Source organism: Geodermatophilus sp. URMC 60, from assembly GCF_053502585.1.
The window spans coordinates 3905845-3922814 of the sequence record NZ_CP199958.1 but is presented as its reverse complement, the minus strand read 5'-3'; the positions used below and the strand labels follow the sequence as shown (position 1 = coordinate 3922814).

The following is a 16970-nucleotide window of genomic DNA, read 5'->3' as shown; positions in this document are numbered from 1 at the left end:
CACGGCCGCGCGGAGCGTCAGATCAGGGGCGCGACCGTCCGCTCGGTGTCGTGCTCGGCGATGAAGGAGCGGATCACCGGGTAGATCTCCGCCTCCCACCGCGAACCGGCGAAGACGCCGTAGTGGCCGACGCCCTGCTGCAGGTGGTGGCGCCGCCGCTCCGGCGGGAGCCCGCTGCACAGCGCGTGCGCCGCCTCGGTCTGCCCGGGCGAGCACAGGTCGTCCTGGGCGCCCTCGACGGTGAGCAGCGCGGTCTCCCGGATGGCCGAGGGGTCCACGCGCCGGCCGCGCCAGGTCAGGGCGCCGCGGGGCAGGTCGTGCTCGAAGAAGATCCGCTGCAGCGTCTCCAGGTAGAACTCCGCGGGCACGTCCATGACCGCGCCGTACTCGTCGTAGAAGGCGCGGGTGGCGGCCGCGGTCGCCTCGTCCCCGGCGACCATGGCTCGGTACATGCCCACGTGGGCACCCAGGTGCCGGCGCGGGTTCATCGACATGAACGCCGTCAGCTGCGCCACACCCGGGTAGACCCGGCGTCCGGCGCCGGGGTACCGGGCCGGGACGGTCGTGGTGAGCAGCCGCTCGTAGAGCGACAGGGGGCGGCGGCCGGCGCCGGCGTTGACCCGGTTCGGGTTGACCCGGGTGTCGATCGGGCCGGCGATCAGCGTGAGGCTGCGCGGCTGGCCGGGGTCGCCGTCCGCGGCCATCAGCGCGACCGCCGCGAGCACGAGCGGGGCAGGCTGGCACACGGCCAGGACGTGCGTGTCGCGGCCGAGGTGCCGGATGGCCTGCAGGACGTGGTCGACGTACTCGTCGAGCCCGAACCGCCCCGCCGTCACGGGGACGTCGCGGGCGTTGTGCCAGTCGACGACGAAGACGTCGTGGTCGGCCAGCAGGGTGCGGACCGTGGGCCGCAGCAGCGTGGCGAAGTGCCCGGATACCGGACCCACGACCAGCACCTGCGGCTGGCCGGCGATGTCGGGCTTGGTGAAGTGGACGACGTCGGCGAACGGCGTCGACAGCACCGGCTCCGCGACCACCTCGGCCCGTCGCCCGTCGACGTCGACCGAGTCGATGTCCCAGTCGGGGCGGACGTGCGTGGGGCGCGCGTCGGCGACGACCCGGCAGGCCGCCCGCAGCCGGCGGGGACCGGGCAGCGCGGCCAGCGGCGCCGGCAGGGCCTCCAGGGCCCGCGCGGTGAGCGCCGACGTCGTCCGGGCAGGAGCGGTCAGCCGCCGCTGCCACTCGTACGCGGTGTAGAGCACAGGTGTCCGCCTCCCGAGGCCGTTCCCGTGTGGCCCGCGCCACACCCGGACGACGCTAACCGACGGCTCCGGGGCGGGCCCGCCAGGACCCGCCACAACCCGCCGGCGCGGTCAGCCGGCCAGGTCCGCGTAGGTCGTCCGGAGCTCGCGCTTGAGGATCTTCCCGCTGGCGTTCTTGGGCAGCCCGTCGGCGACGGTCACGTACCGGGGCGTCTTGAAGCCGGCCAGCCGCTCCCGGCAGAAGGCGACGAGCGCCTCCGGATCGACCGGCTGGCCGTCCCGGGGGACGACGACCGCGGCGACGGCCTCGATCCACCGCGGGTGGGGGATGCCGAAGACGGCGACCTCCGCGACGGCGGGGTGCTGGTACAGGACCTCCTCGACCTCGCGGCTGGCCACGTTCTCCCCGCCGGTCTTGATCACGTCCTTCTTGCGGTCGACGACCGTGATGTACCCGTCCTCGTCCATGACGCCGAGGTCGCCGCTGTGGAACCAGCCGTTGCGGAACGCCTCCGCGGTCTTCTCCGGGTCGTTCCAGTAGCCGACGGTGGCGTGCGGGCTGCGGTGCACGATCTCGCCCTCGACGCCGGGCCCCACCGGCCGGTCCAGGTCGTCGACGAGGCGGGTCTCGCTGTTGAGCGCCGGGGTGCCGGCGGAGCCGGGCTTGCGCAGCTGGTCCTCGGGGGAGAGCACCAGCGCGAGGGCGGACATCTCGGTCTGGCCGTAGAAGTTGAACAGCGCCATCCCGGGCAGCCGCCGGCTCAGCTCCTCGACGGTGGCGACCGGCATGATCGACGCGCCGTAGTAGCCCTTGGCCAGCGAGGACAGGTCGCGCCGGTCGAAGTCGGGGTGGCGGAGCAGGCCGATCCACACCGTCGGTGGGCAGAACAGGCTGCTGATCCGCTCCCGCTCGATCGTCTCCAGCACGGTGGCCGGGTCCGGCCCGTCCAGGACGACGTTCGTGCCGCCGAGGTAGAGGGCCGGCATCAGGAAGACGTGCTGCGCCGCGACGTGGAACAGCGGCAGCGCGTGCAGCGCGACGTCGTCGGGGGAGTACCGGCCGTCGACGATGCAGCTGACGTACTGGGTGACGAGGCCGCGGCTGGTCATCATCGTGCCCTTGGGCCGCGACTCGGTCCCGCTCGTGTACATCAGCTGGAGGACGTCGTCGTCGGCGACGTCCTCCTCCGGTGCGGAGGCGTCGTCGTGCGCCGTCCAGCTTTGGACCGCCTCCCAGCCCCCGGGGAGGGCGCCGGCCCCGCTGCCCAGGACGCCGCGGACCCGGACCGCCTCCGCGCGCCCGGCCTGTTCGATCGCCTCCTGCGCCACCGGCAGCAGCGCGGACTCGGCGACGACGGCGGTGGCTCCGGAGTGCTCGAGGATGTAGGCGACCTCGCCGGCCTGGAGCATGAAGTTCACCGGCACCGCGATCGCGCCGAGCCGCGCCAGCGCGAAGGTGAGCACCACGTACCCGTCGTCGTTGTGGGACAGCAGCACCACCCGGTCGCCCCGGGCCACGCCGCGCGCGGTGAGCGCGTTCGCGGTGCGGTCCACGAGCGTGTCGAGCTCGGCGTAGGTGTGGGACCGGTCGCGGTAGCGCAGGGCCGTCTTCGCCGGCACCCGGGCCGCGGAACGGCGCAGCAGGTCGCCCAGGGCGTGCCGGCGGGCCCGCGCGATCGTCGTGGTCAGGGCGTCGTCGAACACGGGGAGCCTCCAGGAGTCGGCACTGGTCAGGGGCCGAGGAGAGTGAGCCCGGCCACAAGCTAGCGGGGCGTCCGACCACCGGGGAAGGCGCGCCTCGGCCGCCCCGCACGCCGGGTCAGGGACCGGACCCCGGCCTGCCCGGCGAGGGCCCGGCGGGCACGGGGGCCGTCCCGGCGTCCTGGTCGCGCAGGAAGTCCTCGACCAGTGCGCATCCCTGCTCGGGGTCCTCGAACAGGAAGAGGTGGCCGCCGTCGACCATCTCCAGCCGGGCGTGCGGCAGGGCCGCAGCCATGATGAGCGCGTTGCGCGGCGGCGCGAGCGGGTCCTGCCGCGCGCCGATGACGAGGGTCGGGGAGTCGACCTGGCGCAGCCACCACCGGCTCGACCAGCCGGACATGGCGTAGAGCTGCTGCGTGTAGCCCACCGGGCTGGGCGGCCGGTGCAGCCGCGCCTCGCCGTGCGCGGAGTCGGCGGCCGCCCGGGCGCTGGTGCCGAACAGCAGCGGCGCGGTCAGCCGGAGGTAGGTGCGCGAGTAGTAGCGCGCCGGCGAGCTCATCAGCGCCAGGACCAGGCGCGAGGGCGGCTGGCCGCCCACCCCCGGCGTGGTCGCGGCGAGCACCAGCGCCCGCACCCGCTCCGGCGCCTGGTAGGCCAGCTGCTGGGCCAGCGCGCCGCCCCAGGAGTAGCCCAGGACGTCGACCCGGTCGAGCCCGAGCGCGTCGAGCACCTGCGTCACCAGTTGCGCGTAGCCGCGCATCCGGAGCCCGACCCGCAGCGCGGGGGAGCAACCGGTGCCCGGGACGTCGAGCATGACCAGCCGCCGCCCCGTCAGGTGGCGGGCGGCGGGCTCCCACATCTCGATGTTGCCCCCGATACCGGTGAGCAGCAGCAGCGGCGGGCCCTCGCCGACGACCGCGACCCGCACCGCGGCCGACCCCACCCGCAGCGTCGAGTACACCGGAGGCCAGCCGGTCACAGCCGTTCCACCTGCGCCTTCGCCGTCCCGGGACACCCGCGGGACGATACGCACGACCTCCGCGGAGCGCTCGCCACGACCACCCGATCCGGGCCGGCGTCCCCCGCACGCGGGTGGTGACCTGCGCCACCATGGACCACGCTGACCCCGGCTCGACCACGCACAGGGAGGACACGCCGATGGACGTCACCGAGGCCTACCGGGCCGCGCGGGACCAGCTGCTGGCGCTGCGCGGCCGGCACGAGGCGGCCGTCGCGGAGTTCCGCTGGCCCGAGCTGGGGGAGCGGTTCAACTGGGCGGTCGACTGGTTCGACGCCTTCGCGCGGGACGACGACCGCCCCGCCCTGGTCCTGGTGGCCGAGGACGGCACGACGACGCGGCGCTCCTTCGCGGAGATGTCCCACCGCTCCGGCCAGCTGGCCGCCTGGCTCGCCGGCCGTGGCGTGCGCAGGGGCGACCCGGTGCTCCTGATGCTCGGCAACCAGGTCGAGCTGTGGGAGGCGATGCTGGCGGTGATGAAGCTCGGGGCGGTCATCATGCCCACCACGACGGCGGTCGGCTCCGCCGACCTGACCGACCGGATCACCCGCGGCGGGGCACGGCACGTCGTCTGCAACGCCGCCGACGTCGGGAAGTTCGACGAGGTCCCCGGCGACTACACCCGGATCAGCGTCGGGCCGGCCGAGGGCTGGGCGGACCTGCACGCCTCCGCCGAGCTGGAGCACGTGCCGGTCGAGCACCCCGGCACGGCACCCGGCGACCCGCTGCTGCTGTACTTCACCTCGGGGACGACGTCGCGCCCCAAGCTGGTGGAGCACACGCAGGTCTCCTACCCGGTGGGGCACCTGTCCACGGTGTACTGGCTGGGCCTGCAGCCCGGCGACGTGCACCTCAACATCTCCTCGCCCGGGTGGGCCAAGCACGCCTGGTCCTGCTTCTTCGCCCCGTGGATCGCCGAGGCGACGGTCGTCGTGCACGACTACCGGCGCTTCGACGCCGCAGCCCTGCTCGCGCTCGTCCGCGAGCACGGCGTCACCACCTTCTGCGCGCCGCCCACGGTCTGGCGGATGCTGATCAACGCCGACCTCTCCGGCGGGCCCGGCGCGCTGCGGGAGGTGATCGGGGCGGGCGAGCCGCTCAACCCCGAGGTCATCGAGCAGGTGCGCCGGGCCTGGGGCCTGACCATCCGCGACGGCTACGGCCAGACCGAGACGACCGCGCAGGTCGGCAACACCCCGGGCTCGGAGGTGAAGCCCGGCTCGATGGGCCGCCCGCTGCCGGGTGTGCCGGTGGTGCTGGTCGACCCGGTCACCGGCCGCGTCGTCGAGGGCCCGGGGGAGGGGGAGATCTGCCTGGACCTCGCCCAGCACCCGGTTCCGTTGATGACCGGTTACCAGGGCGATCCGGAGCGCGCCGCCGAGGCGATGGCCGGCGGGTACTACCACACCGGGGACGTCGCCACCGTCGACGCCGACGGCTACATCACCTACGTCGGCCGCACCGACGACGTCTTCAAGGCCAGCGACTACAAGATCAGCCCGTTCGAGCTCGAGTCGGTGCTCATCGAGCACCCGGCGGTCGCCGAGGCCGCCGTCGTCCCCGCGCCCGACGCCCTGCGGCTGGCCGTGCCCAAGGCCTACGTCGCGCTGGCACCCGGGCACGAGCCGACCGCGGAGACCGCGCTGTCGGTGCTGCGGTACGCCCGCGAGCGGCTCAACCCCTACCAGCGGGTGCGGCGGATCGAGTTCGCGGAACTGCCCAAGACCATCTCGGGGAAGATCCGGCGGGTGGAGCTGCGCGCCCGCGAGGAGGAGCTCGCCACCGCCGATCCGCGCTCGGGCGTGGAGTGGCGGGACGACCAGTTCCCCGAGCTCAAGAGCTGAACCGACCCCTGGAGGGACCGCCGTGACCGTCGACCGACTGCTGCCCAACGAGGAGGCCGAGGACCTGCTCGCCCTCGTCCGCGAGGTCGCGGACAAGGAGCTCGCGACCCGCGTGGACGAGCACGAGCGGGCCGAGACCTATCCCGAGGGGCTGTTCGCCACCCTCGGCGGGCTCGGCCTGCTCGGCCTGCCCTACCCCGAGGAACTGGGTGGCGGGGGGCTGCCCTACGAGGTCTACCTGCAGGTGCTCGAGGAGCTCGGCGCGCGGTGGGCGGCGGTGGCCGTGGCGGTGTCGGTGCACGGGCTCTCCTGCCACCCGCTGGCCACCTTCGGCACCTCGGAGCAGCAGGAGCGCTGGCTGCCGCGGATGCTCGCCGGTGAGCTGATCGGCGGCTACTCGCTGTCCGAGCCGCAGGCCGGGTCCGACGCCGCGGCGCTGGCCTGCCGAGCGGAGAGGACCGAGGGCGGGTACCGGGTGACCGGCACCAAGTCGTGGATCACCCACGGCGGGAAGGCCGACTTCTACGCGTTGTTCGCCCGCACCGGCGAGGGGTCCCGGGGCATCTCCTGCTTCCTCGCCCCCGGACGGGTCCAGGGCCTCTCCTTCGGCCGGCCCGAGCAGAAGATGGGCCTGCACGCCATCCCGACGACGATGGCCAACTGGGACGGCGCGCTGATCGAGGCCGACCGGCTGATCGGCGCCGAGGGGCAGGGCCTGCCGATCGCGTTCTCCGCGCTGGACTCCGGGCGCCTGGGCATCGCCGCGGTCGCCACCGGGCTGGCGCAGGCCGCGCTGGACACCGCGGTGGACTACGCGCACGAGCGCAGCACCTTCGGCCGGAGGATCATCGACCACCAGGGGCTGGGCTTCCTGCTCGCCGACATGGCCGCCGCCGTCGACACCGCCCGGGCCAGCTATCTCGACGCGGCCCGCCGCCGCGACGCCGGCCGCGCCTACAGCCGGCAGGCCAGCGTCGCCAAGCTGGTCGCCACCGACGCGGCGATGAAGGTGACCACCGACGCCGTCCAGGTGCTCGGCGGCTACGGCTACACCCGCGACTTCCCGGTCGAGCGCTACATGCGGGAGGCCAAGGTCATGCAGATCTTCGAGGGCACCAACCAGATCCAGCGTCTGGTGATCAGCCGCCAGCTGGCCCGCTGACCGACGTGGGGCCCCGCGGACGCTCCGGTTCCGGGGGGCTCGTACGGTCGCTCCGGGACCGCTCCGGAGAGGCCGGGCGCGCGAGGATCGGAGAACAGTGAACGCAGACGTGCCGCCCATCGTGGAGCAGATCTACGACGAGGTCCTCCGCCGCAACCCGGGGGAGATCGAGTTCCACCAGGCCGTCCGGGAGGTGCTCGAGTCCCTCGCCGTCGTGCTGACGCGGCACTCCGAGTACACCGAGATGAAGACCGTCGAGCGGATCTGCGAGCCCGAGCGGCAGGTCATCTTCCGCGTGCCGTGGCAGGACGACCGCGGCGAGGTGCACATCAACCGCGGCTTCCGGGTGGAGTTCAACTCCGCCCTGGGTCCCTACAAGGGCGGTCTGCGCTTCCACCCGTCGGTGAACCTGAGCATCATCAAGTTCCTCGGCTTCGAGCAGATCTTCAAGAACGCCCTCACCGGGATGCCCATCGGCGGCGGCAAGGGTGGCTCCGACTTCGACCCCAAGGGCCGCTCCGACGCCGAGATCATGCGCTTCTGCCAGTCGTTCATGACCGAGCTCTACCGCCACCTCGGCGAGTACACCGACGTGCCGGCCGGCGACATCGGCGTCGGCAGCCGCGAGATCGGCTACCTGTTCGGCCAGTACAAGCGGATCACCAACCGCTACGAGTCCGGCGTGCTGACGGGCAAGGGCCTCGGCTGGGGCGGCTCGCTGGTGCGGACCGAGGCGACCGGCTACGGCGCGGCCTTCTTCGCCGACGAGATGCTGAAGGCGCGCGGCGAGTCCTTCGACGGGCGGCGGGTCGTCGTCTCGGGGTCGGGCAACGTCGCCGTCTACGGCGTCGAGAAGGTGCACCAGCTCGGTGGGACGGCGGTCGCCTGCTCGGACTCCGGCGGCTACGTCGTCGACGAGAAGGGCCTCGACCTCGCCGTCCTCAAGCAGGTCAAGGAGGTCGAGCGCGGCCGGATCAGCGACTACGCCGACCGGGTGGCCTCCGCGACCTTCGTCGAGGGCGGCAGCATCTGGGACGTCCCCTGCGACCTCGCCATCCCGAGCGCCACGCAGAACGAGCTGGACGGCGACGCCGCCGCGGCACTGGCCCGCAACGGCTGCCGGTACGTCGTCGAGGGCGCCAACATGCCCTCGACCCCCGACGCGGTCCGCGTCTTCCGCGAGGCCGGGATCGCCTTCGCCCCCGGCAAGGCCGCCAACGCCGGCGGGGTCGCCACCTCCGCGCTGGAGATGCAGCAGAACGCCTCCCGCGACCGGTGGACCTTCGAGCACACCGAGTCCCGGCTCGAGGAGGTCATGCGCGACATCCACACCCGCTGCCACCAGACCGCGGAGGAGTACGGCTCCCCGGGCGACCTCGTGCTCGGCGCCAACGTGGCGGGCTTCCTGCAGGTCGCGGAGGCGGTGCACGCCCTCGGGCTGGTCTGATCGCGAAGGCGATCCCGTCGGCGCCGTGTGACTCGGGCCGCCGGGTGGTAGGTGTGGGGTGCTGATCGACGTCCCGGAGGAGCTGTCATGACATCGGTGGACGACTCGCGCGAGGTCGCCGGGGCAGCGGGGCCCCTCGACCTGCTGCTGACCCAGGCGGCCCAGGGGAGCCTGCGCCGGCTGTCCCCGGGGAAGCCGGGGCTGAAGTTCCTGGGCGGCCTGGCGCGCCGCCCGGACAAGGTGGCCGCGCGGGCCCGGTCGCTGGCCGGCCAGCTGGCGCAGATCGCCGTCGGCACCTGCGAGGTGGCCCCCTCCAAGCGGGATCGGCGCTTCGCGGACCCGGCCTGGACGGAGAACCCGCTCCTGCGGCGGTTGGTCCAGGCCTACCTGGTCACGGGCGAGACGGCCCTGGGGCTGCTGCACGACGTGCCGCTGGAGTGGAAGGACGCCGAGCGGGTGCGCTTCGCCGGCACCAACCTGGTCGACGCGCTCGCGCCCAGCAACAACCCGCTGATCAGCCCGGTGGCGTGGAAGGCCCTCATCGACACCGCCGGTGCCAACCTGGTGCGGGGGCCGCGGAACCTGGTGCGCGACCTGGCCAGCCCGCCTCGGGTGCCGACGATGGTCGACCCGGATGCCTACGAGGTGGGCCGGGACCTCGCCGTCACCCCCGGCGCGGTGGTGCTGCGCACGCCGGTCTTCGAGCTGATCCAGTACCGGCCGACGACGGAGAACGTCCGCGCGGTGCCCGTGCTCATCGTGCCGCCGACGATCAACAAGTTCTACGTGCTCGACCTCGCGCCCGGGCGCAGCCTGGTCGAGCACCTCGTCGGCCAGGGCCAGCAGGTCTTCATGGTGTCCTGGCGCAACCCCGACGCCCGGCACCGCGACTGGGGCTTCGACACGTACGCCACGGCCATCCTCGACGCGCTCGACGCGGTCGAGGAGATCAGCGGCGAGGACGCCACCCACCTGATGGGCACGTGCTCGGGCGGCATCCTGGCCAGCATGACCGCTGCCGTCCTGGCGGCGACGGGCCGGCAGGAGCGGCTGGCGAGCCTGAGCCTGCTGGTCACCGTGCTCGACCAGACGCGCGCCGGCCTGCTCGGCGCGACGATGGACCCGGACACCGCCGCGCAGGCCGTCGAGGCCTCCCGGCGCGCCGGCTACCTCGACGGCCGGAGGCTCGCCGAGGTGTTCGCCTGGCTGCGGCCCAACGACCTGATCTGGAACTACTGGGTCAACAACTACCTGCAGGGCAAGCGGCCGCCGAAGTTCGACATCCTGTCCTGGAACTCCGACACCACCCGGATGACCGCCCGGCTGCACGCCGACTTCGTCGACATGGCCCTGGGCAACAAGCTGACCCGGCCCGGCAGCGTGACCCTGCTCGGCACCGAGGTCGACCTCAGCCAGGTCACCGTCGACTCCTACGTGCTGGCCGGGTCCGCCGACCACATCTGCCCGTGGCAGTCGTGCTACCGCAGCAGCCAGCTGCTCGGCGGCAAGATGCGCTTCGTGCTCTCCACCAACGGGCACATCGCGGCGCTGGTCAACCCGCCGGGCAACCCGAAGTCCAGCTACCGGGTCACCGACGACAACTCGGCCGCGGTGGAGGAGTGGAGCGACACCGCGCGGACCGAGAAGGGCTCCTGGTGGCCGGACTACTCCGCGTGGCTCGGGGAGCGCTCCGGGCCGGACAAGCCGGCCCCCGAGCAGCTGGGCAGCGCCCGGTTCCGGGTCCGGGAGGACGCCCCGGGCAGCTACGTGCGGGACAAGTGACACGCGCACCGGCACGCCCCGACGGGAGACGAACGACGTGACACTGGCAGAGGGCATCGGCGACGACCTCGCAGAGGGCATCGGCAGGGCGCTCTCCACCGACTACTTCCAGCTGCGCGAGGAGCTCTCGCCCGAGCAGATGGACCACCTGCTGCGCACCCGGGCCTTCGTCGAGGACGAGGTGCTGCCGGTCATCAACGGCTACTGGGAGCGCGCCGAGTTCCCCCGGGAGCTGGCCGGGAAGCTGGGTGAGGCCGGCCTGGTGGGCGACGGCATCGAGGGCTACGGCTGTCCGCCGATGGACGCGCTCTCCGCCGGGCTGGTGCACATGGAGCTCAACCGCGGAGACGGCAGCCTCGGCACCTTCCTCGGCGTCCAGGCGGGCCTGGCGATGAAGTCGATCGCCATGCTCGGCTCGGAGGAGCAGAAGCAGCGGTGGCTGCCGCCGATGGCGCGCTGCGAGGAGCTGGGTGCCTTCGCGCTCACCGAGCCCGACCACGGGTCGGACTCGATCGCCCTGGAGACGACGGCCCGCAAGGACGGCGACTCCTACGTGCTCAACGGGTCGAAGAAGTGGATCGGCAACGGCACCATCGCCGACGTCGTCGTGGTCTGGGCCCGTGACGCCGACGACGGGCAGGTCAAGGGCTTCCTCGTCGAGAAGGGAACGCCGGGCTACCGGGCGCGCCGGATCGAGGGCAAGGGGTCGCTGCGCGCGGTGTGGCAGGCCGAGATCGAGCTCGAGGACGTGCGCGTCCCGGCCGAGAACCACCTGCCGGGCTCCCGCAGCTTCAAGGACACCGGCGCGGTGCTGGCGACCACCCGCGGCTCCTGCGCCTGGATGGCCCTGGGCCACGCCGTCGCCGGGTACGAGGCGGCGCTGACCTACGCCGGGCGGCGCCGGCAGTTCGGCAAGCGGCTGGTGGAGTTCCAGCTGATCCAGGAGCGGCTGGTCGGGATGCTCGCCCAGGTCACCTCGATGCAGCTGTACTGCCGGCGGCTGGCCGACCTGGCGCTGGCCGGCCGGGTCGAGCCGACGCTGGCCGGCCTGGCCAAGGCGCACAACACCAGCACCGCCCGCGCGGTGCTCGCCGAGGCCCGCGACCTGCTCGGCGGCAACGGGATCCTGCTGGACTTCCACGTCATCCGGCACATGGCCGACATCGAGTCGATCCACACCTTCGAGGGCACCGAGACGATCCAGACCCTCATCGTCGGGCGGGACATCACCGGCGCCTCGGCGTTCGCGTGAGGGGGGCGCAGCAGTTCCGCACCGTCCGCGTCGAGGAGGTGCGGCTGCGGACCTCGGTCCGCGGCACCGGACGGCCGCTGCTGCTCATCACCGGTCTGGGCGCCAGCCTGGAGCTGGCCGAGCCGTTCGAGCGGGAGCTGGCCGCCCGCGGCCGGCAGGTGATCAGCTTCGACGCGCCGGGCATGGGTGGGTCGACGCCGTACCGGAGTCCGCGGCGGATGCCGGGCCTGGTGCGGACGGTCACCGGGCTGCTCGACGCGCTCGGGCTCGACGAGGTCGACGTCTTCGGCATCTCCCTCGGCGGCGTGGTGGCCCAGCAGCTGGCCAAGCAGGCGCCGGACAGGGTGCGGGGCCTGGTGCTCGCGGCCACCGCGCCGGGACTGGGCGGCATGCCGGGCGCTCCGTCGGCCCTGCTCGCCCTGGCGACGCCGCGCCGTTACCGCAATGCCGAGCACTACCTGCAGATCGCCGGGCGCATCTACGGCGGCATGGCCCGCACCGACCCGCACCGGCTGTTGCACACGGTCATCGGCCGGGTGCGGCCTCCGTCGGCGATCGGGTACATGGGCCAGCTCTACGCGATCACCGGGTGGAGCAGCATGCCGTGGCTGCACACCCTGCGACAGCCCACGCTGGTCATCTCCGGGGACGACGACCCGATCATACCGCTCATCAACGGGCGGATCCTCGCCTGGCGCATCCCCGACGCGAGGCTGCACGTCGTCCGGGGCGGGGGACACCTGTTCATCCTGGAGCGCCCGGCCGAGATCGCCGGCATGATCACCGACTTCCTCGACGGCGAGTACCTCCCGATGACGGTCAGATCCGGCGCGACCAGGTGGTCAGACCACCCGCTCGGCGGAAACCCAGAGCCTCGTTGACCGCCACCATCGGCCGGTTCGAGTCGGAGTTGTAGGTGTTGATCCGCCGCACCGCCGGCAGCTTCGCGGCGACCTCCCGGAGCACGGCGACCTCGGTGCGGGCGCCCAGGCGGTGGCCGCGGTGCTCGCACAGGACCAGCGTGGCGTCCTGCTGCGGGCGCCCGGGCTGCGCGGGTGGCACGTGCAGCTCGGTGTAGGCGACCAGCCGGCCGTCGCGCACGGCGGCGCCGGTGAGCACCGTGCGGCCCCGGGCGGCGTGGCGGCCTCCCCTCGCGGACCCGTGCGGCGTCCCAGTGCTCCTCCTCGACCGGTACGTCCCCGCTCGGCGCGTCGGTCGACATCCGGCGGCCGAGCAGCGCCCGGTCCTCGACGAGGGCGTCCGGCGTCCGGTTCCGCGAGGTGAGCACCTCGTAGTCCGCACCCGCAGCACGGGCCTCGACCTCGAGGGCCGACAGCCGTTGCTCGTCCACGGGGAGCACCAGGTCGCGGCGGCTCTCCTGCAGGTCGCAGCGCCACCCGTGCCGCAGGGCGAACGCGCGGCCGGGGGTGTCGGGCACCGGCTCGTCCACCTCGGCGATCCCCGTGGTCCGCCCGGCCGCCGCGGCGAGTCGCCCCCCGCTTCCTCGAGCAGCGCGCTGCCGGCACCGCGGCAGCGGCAGGCCGGGTGCACCGCCAGGTCGGCGTAGGCGACGGTCGTGTTGTCCCGCACCGGCAGGAGCAACCGCAGCGCACCGACGACGGTGCCGTCGACGACAGCCGCCCGGTGGGTGCCGTCCATCGAGCCGCCCGGCTCGACCAGCCGGCGTCCCAGGGCGACGTGCTCGCGCGCCGGCCGCGGGCGCTCCTCCGGGCGGTCGGCGCGCTGGGTCGCCGCCCACACCTCGCACCACGCCGCGAAGCGCTCGTCGTCGGGGCCGGTCTGCACGATCTGCACCTCCCCGTCCTATCGGGAGGCGCAACGGGTTTCCCGGTCAGGGGCTCGCGACGGGCACGGCCGCGCGCCCCGAGCGTCCGTCCAGGGCGAGCGACCCGAGTCCCACGTCGAGCCCGGTGCCCAGCGGGCGCCCGCTGGGATCCTCCGGTGACTCGACGTGCCGACATGCGCGAACACGACCCTTCGCCCCTGCCGGCACCACGACGACCCGGGCCACGGTGGTCAGGTCCCGGAAGCCTCGACAGTGCCGGTGCAGTTGTGCGCCTGCTGGTCTGGCGCGGTCTGCGACTTCCCCGCATCCGAGTCGAGGGGCAGAGTCAGCCATGACCGCAGTCCGAGCACAGAGCAGCGCCATCCGGCCGTTCCACGTGGAGTTCCCGGACGAGTCGCTCACCGAGTTGCGCCGCCGCCTCGCCGCGACGCGCTGGCCCTCCCGGGAGCTGGTCCCCGATCGGTCCCAGGGGGTGCAGTTGGCGACGCTGCAGGCGCTGTGCCGCTACTGGGCCACCGAGTACGACTGGCGTGCCTGCGAGGCGAAGCTCAACGCGCTGCCGCAGTTCACGACGGAGATCGACGGGGTGGACATCCACTTCGTCCACGTGCGGTCGCGGCACGAGGACGCCTTGCCGCTGATCATGACGCACGGCTGGCCCGGTTCGGTCGTCGAGCTGCTGGAGTCGGTCGGACCGCTCACCGACCCGACCGCGCACGGCGGCCGGGCCGAGGACGCGTTCCACCTGGTGCTGCCGTCCCTACCGGGCTACGGCTTCTCCGGCGAACCGACCGAGCTGGGGTGGGACGTCGGTCGCGTGGCGCGGGCGTGGGCGGAGCTGATGCGCCGCCTCGGGTGTGCCCGGTACGTCGCCCAGGGCGGCGACGTGGGCGCCGGCGTCACCGACGCGATGGGGCGCCAGGCACCGGAGGGGCTGGTCGGCATCCACACCAACCTGCTGGTCACCGCGTTGGGCGGCCCCCAGCCGACCGACACCGAGCAGGAACGCGCGGCGGCCGCTGCGGTCGACACCTTCCGGACGACCGGCAGCGGCTACTTCCAGGAGCAGGCCACGCGGCCGCAGACGATCGGCTACGCCCTGCTGGACTCGCCCGCCGCCCTGGCCGCCTGGATGATCGACCACGACACCGACGCCTACTACAAGATCTCCCGCGCGTTCGTCGACGGGCAGCCCTCGGGCAACCTCACCCGGGACCACGTCCTCGACGACATCACGCTGTACTGGCTGACCGGCACCGGCGCCTCGGCCGCCCGCTCCTACTGGGAGAGCTACGGAGCCGACGCTCCCGCGGCCGCGGCCGGCCAGGTTCCTCCGCAGGTCGAGCTCCCGGTCGGGTTCACCACGTTCCCCGGCGAGATCTGGCGGACACCGCGCAGCTGGGCCGAGAAGGCCTACCCCACCCTCACCTACTTCAACGAGGCCGAGAGGGGCGGCCACTTCGCCGCCTGGGAAGAGCCCGAGCTGTTCGCGACCGAGATCCGGGCGGCGTTCCACCCGCTGCGCACACCTCGGATTCCCGAACCGCGCAGCTGACCCGGTCCGCCGCGGCTCCGGGGGCACGTCCCGCCGTCCCTGGAGCCGCGGCCTGTCCGTGAGCGGCCACCCAGGGGCACCACGGCAGGTGTCGGGATCGCGCCCGCCGGGACCTGTGGTGGTCAGACCCCCGTCGTTCCGTCGATGCGCTCACGGATGAGGTCGGCGTGGCCGGCATGGCGGGCGTACTCGGCGATCATGTGGGTGTAGATCCACCGCAGAGTGACCTGGCCACCCATGAAGGGACTGGTCCCATCCAGACCACGGCCGGAACAGTTGATCCGGGCCTGGGCGATCTCGCCCTCCCAGGTGGCCCGAGCGGTGGCGGCGGTGACGTCGTCGGTGAGGTCGAACCCGCCGTCCGGGCCGTCGGCGTCGGCGGCCGGGTCGTAGATCGGTGGGACCGGCTCGCCCCGCAGGATGCGGCGGAACCAGTTCCGCTCGACTTCCGCCATGTGCCGCACCAGCCCGAGGAGCGTCAGCGGGGACGGCGGCACCGATGCTGTCCGCAGCTGATCGTCGGCGAGCCCGTCGCACTTGATGCCCAGCGTGGCCCGGTAGAAGTCGAGCCAGCCCTCCAGCGTGGCGCGCTCATCGGTCTGGAGCGGGGGCATCGTGCGATCGCTCGTCACGATCGGATGGTGCCGGTCGCCGCCGTCGTCCCGCCGCTGGGCGGGGTGGAGGTGTTCACGCCCGTGACCGTGTGGACGCCGGCGATCGACGTGCGTCCCACGTGCGTCGGCACCCCCTGCCGGGGAGAGGGGTGCCGGCGCGCCCACGCCTCCAGCGGCACAGGGGCGTGGCGTCGTGCCTCACGGCCGCCTCCGCAGTCAGACGCGGCCTGGGTCGCGGAGGCCCGGACGTCGTCCCCTGCGGAGCCCGTCCTCGGGGATCAGCGGATGCGCACGGGCAGGCGGGTCAGGCCGCGCATGAGGATGCTCTGCCGCCAGGTCAGCTCCGCGGGGTCGACCGCCAGGGTGAGGTCCGGGAAGCGGTCGAGGAGGGTCCGGAACGCGACCTCGCCCTCGAGGCGGGCCAGCGGCGCGCCGAGGCAGTGGTGGATGCCGTGCCCGAAGGCCAGGTGGCCCGCCTCGCGGTGCAGGTCCAGCTCGTCGGGGTCGGCGTAGTGCTCCGGGTCGCGGTTGGCCGACGCCAGCGAGACCAGCACGACCTCGCCGGCCGGGATGGTGGTGCCGCCGATGTCGACCGGTGCGGTGGTGTGCCGGAACGTGGCCAGGTTGACCGGACCGTCCAGGCGGAGGAACTCCTCGATCGCGGCCGGCACCAGGTCGGGGTCGGCCAGCAGCTCTGCCAGCCGGTCGGGACGGCGCAGCAGCGCCAGCACGCCGTTGCCGATGAGGTTCACCGTCGTCTCGTGGCCGGCGACCAGCAGCAGGAAGGCCATCGAGACGGTCTCGTCGGCCGAGAGCCGGTCGGCGTCCTCGGAGGCGGCGACGATCGCCGACAGCACGTCGTCCGCCGGCCGGGCCCGCTTCTGCGCCACCAGGTCGGTCAGGTACACGGCCATCGACATGCCGGCGGCGGTGCGCTCGTCGACCGCGCCGTCGGAGGCCAGCAGCGTGTTCGACCAGCGGCGGAACGACGTCCGCTCGGCGTCGGGCACGCCCAGCAGCTCGCAGATGACGCCCATCGGCAGCGGGAAGGCGAAGGCGTCGAGCAGGTCGACCTCGGCCGGCCCGGCGGCCATCGCGTCGGCGAGCCGGGCGGCCATCTCCTCGATCCGCGGGCGGAGCGCGGCGATGGCCCGCACCGTGAACGCCCGGCTGACCAGCTTGCGCAGCCGGGTGTGGTCGGGCGGGTCGGTGCTGAGCAGGTGCCGGTTGAGCTCCTGGGTGAACACCGCCTGCGCCCCCGGCGGCAGCGGCTTGCTCTCCAGCACCCGGGCGAAGCCCTCGGAGTCCTTGGCCAGCCGCGGGTCGGTGAGCGCCTCCCGGACGTCGTCGTACCGGGTCACCAGCCAGACCGGCATGCCGACCGGGGTCACCGCCCGTGCGACCGGCTCCTCGACGCGCAGCCGCGCGTAGAGCTCGTGCGGATCGGCGAAGAAGGCGGCGTCGAGCGGGACGACGGGGGTGGCGAGGTCCATCGCCCGAGGTTGTCGGCGGCGGACGGACGGCGC

13 protein-coding genes and 1 pseudogene are annotated in these 16970 nt (G+C 73.5%); 7 read left to right on the top strand and 7 right to left on the bottom strand.

From position 1 onward, the window contains the following. Positions 1 to 17: 17 nt before the first annotated feature. From phaZ to ACWIX3_RS18485, 3 genes are all read right to left on the bottom strand, one after another. On the bottom strand, positions 18 to 1262 hold the full coding sequence (phaZ, locus tag ACWIX3_RS18495) for a polyhydroxyalkanoate depolymerase (RefSeq protein WP_448608806.1): 1245 nt from the start codon (positions 1260 to 1262) through the stop codon (positions 18 to 20). A gap of 111 nt (positions 1263 to 1373) precedes the next feature. Further along, the gene (locus ACWIX3_RS18490) at positions 1374 to 2966 is read right to left on the bottom strand and encodes an acyl-CoA synthetase (RefSeq protein ID WP_448608805.1); all 1593 of its coding nucleotides are present in this window, start codon (positions 2964 to 2966) and stop codon (positions 1374 to 1376) included. A 115-nt stretch (positions 2967 to 3081) separates the two neighbouring features. After that, positions 3082 to 3942 carry an alpha/beta fold hydrolase gene (locus ACWIX3_RS18485; RefSeq protein WP_448608804.1) on the bottom strand — a complete coding sequence of 287 codons (861 nt, stop codon included), beginning with the start codon at positions 3940 to 3942 and terminating at the stop codon, positions 3082 to 3084. Positions 3943 to 4121: 179 nt separating this feature from the next. Between ACWIX3_RS18485 and ACWIX3_RS18480 the strand changes: the two genes are divergently transcribed. The 6 genes from ACWIX3_RS18480 (at position 4122) to ACWIX3_RS18455 (ending at position 12349) form a co-directional block, all read left to right on the top strand. After that, complete coding sequence (locus tag ACWIX3_RS18480; RefSeq protein ID WP_448608803.1) at positions 4122 to 5825, top strand: AMP-binding protein; 1704 nt, start codon at positions 4122 to 4124, stop codon at positions 5823 to 5825. A gap of 22 nt (positions 5826 to 5847) precedes the next feature. After that, positions 5848 to 6987 (top strand): acyl-CoA dehydrogenase family protein, encoded by a 1140-nt coding sequence (locus ACWIX3_RS18475; RefSeq protein ID WP_448608802.1) that lies wholly within the window; start codon positions 5848 to 5850, stop codon positions 6985 to 6987. 97 nt (positions 6988 to 7084) lie between these two features. Further along, the gene (gdhA, locus tag ACWIX3_RS18470) at positions 7085 to 8434 is read left to right on the top strand and encodes an NADP-specific glutamate dehydrogenase (RefSeq protein ID WP_448608801.1); all 1350 of its coding nucleotides are present in this window, start codon (positions 7085 to 7087) and stop codon (positions 8432 to 8434) included. An 87-nt stretch (positions 8435 to 8521) separates the two neighbouring features. Further along, a complete protein-coding gene (locus ACWIX3_RS18465) occupies positions 8522 to 10216 on the top strand; it encodes a PHA/PHB synthase family protein (protein WP_448608800.1) in 1695 nt (564 codons plus the stop codon). Between the two features lie 37 nt (positions 10217 to 10253). Continuing rightward, positions 10254 to 11468, top strand: coding sequence for an acyl-CoA dehydrogenase family protein (locus tag ACWIX3_RS18460; protein WP_448608799.1), 1215 nt, complete (start codon positions 10254 to 10256; stop codon positions 11466 to 11468). After that, complete coding sequence (locus tag ACWIX3_RS18455) at positions 11465 to 12349, top strand: alpha/beta fold hydrolase (RefSeq protein WP_448608798.1); 885 nt, start codon at positions 11465 to 11467, stop codon at positions 12347 to 12349. Before ACWIX3_RS18460 ends, ACWIX3_RS18455 begins: the two co-directional genes overlap by 4 nt. Here ACWIX3_RS18455 and ACWIX3_RS18450 read toward each other — a convergent pair. Beyond that, positions 12288 to 12587: a hypothetical protein gene (locus ACWIX3_RS18450; RefSeq protein WP_448612513.1), complete on the bottom strand. Its 300-nt coding sequence runs from the start codon at positions 12585 to 12587 to the stop codon at positions 12288 to 12290. The genes ACWIX3_RS18455 and ACWIX3_RS18450 overlap by 62 nt on opposite strands. A 390-nt stretch (positions 12588 to 12977) precedes the next feature. Beyond that, positions 12978 to 13127 (bottom strand): annotated as a pseudogene (locus ACWIX3_RS18445) (GNAT family N-acetyltransferase); the annotation flags it as partial. Positions 13128 to 13606: 479 nt separating this feature from the next. Between ACWIX3_RS18445 and ACWIX3_RS18440 the strand changes: the two are divergent. Beyond that, on the top strand, positions 13607 to 14830 hold the full coding sequence (locus ACWIX3_RS18440; protein ID WP_448608797.1) for an epoxide hydrolase family protein: 1224 nt from the start codon (positions 13607 to 13609) through the stop codon (positions 14828 to 14830). A gap of 122 nt (positions 14831 to 14952) precedes the next feature. Here the strand turns inward: ACWIX3_RS18440 and ACWIX3_RS18435 are convergent, their stop codons facing one another. Next, a complete protein-coding gene (locus ACWIX3_RS18435) occupies positions 14953 to 15462 on the bottom strand; it encodes a DinB family protein (RefSeq protein ID WP_448608796.1) in 510 nt (169 codons plus the stop codon). A gap of 260 nt (positions 15463 to 15722) precedes the next feature. Next, positions 15723 to 16937 carry a cytochrome P450 family protein gene (locus tag ACWIX3_RS18430; RefSeq protein WP_448608795.1) on the bottom strand — a complete coding sequence of 405 codons (1215 nt, stop codon included), beginning with the start codon at positions 16935 to 16937 and terminating at the stop codon, positions 15723 to 15725. Positions 16938 to 16970 lie beyond the last annotated feature (33 nt).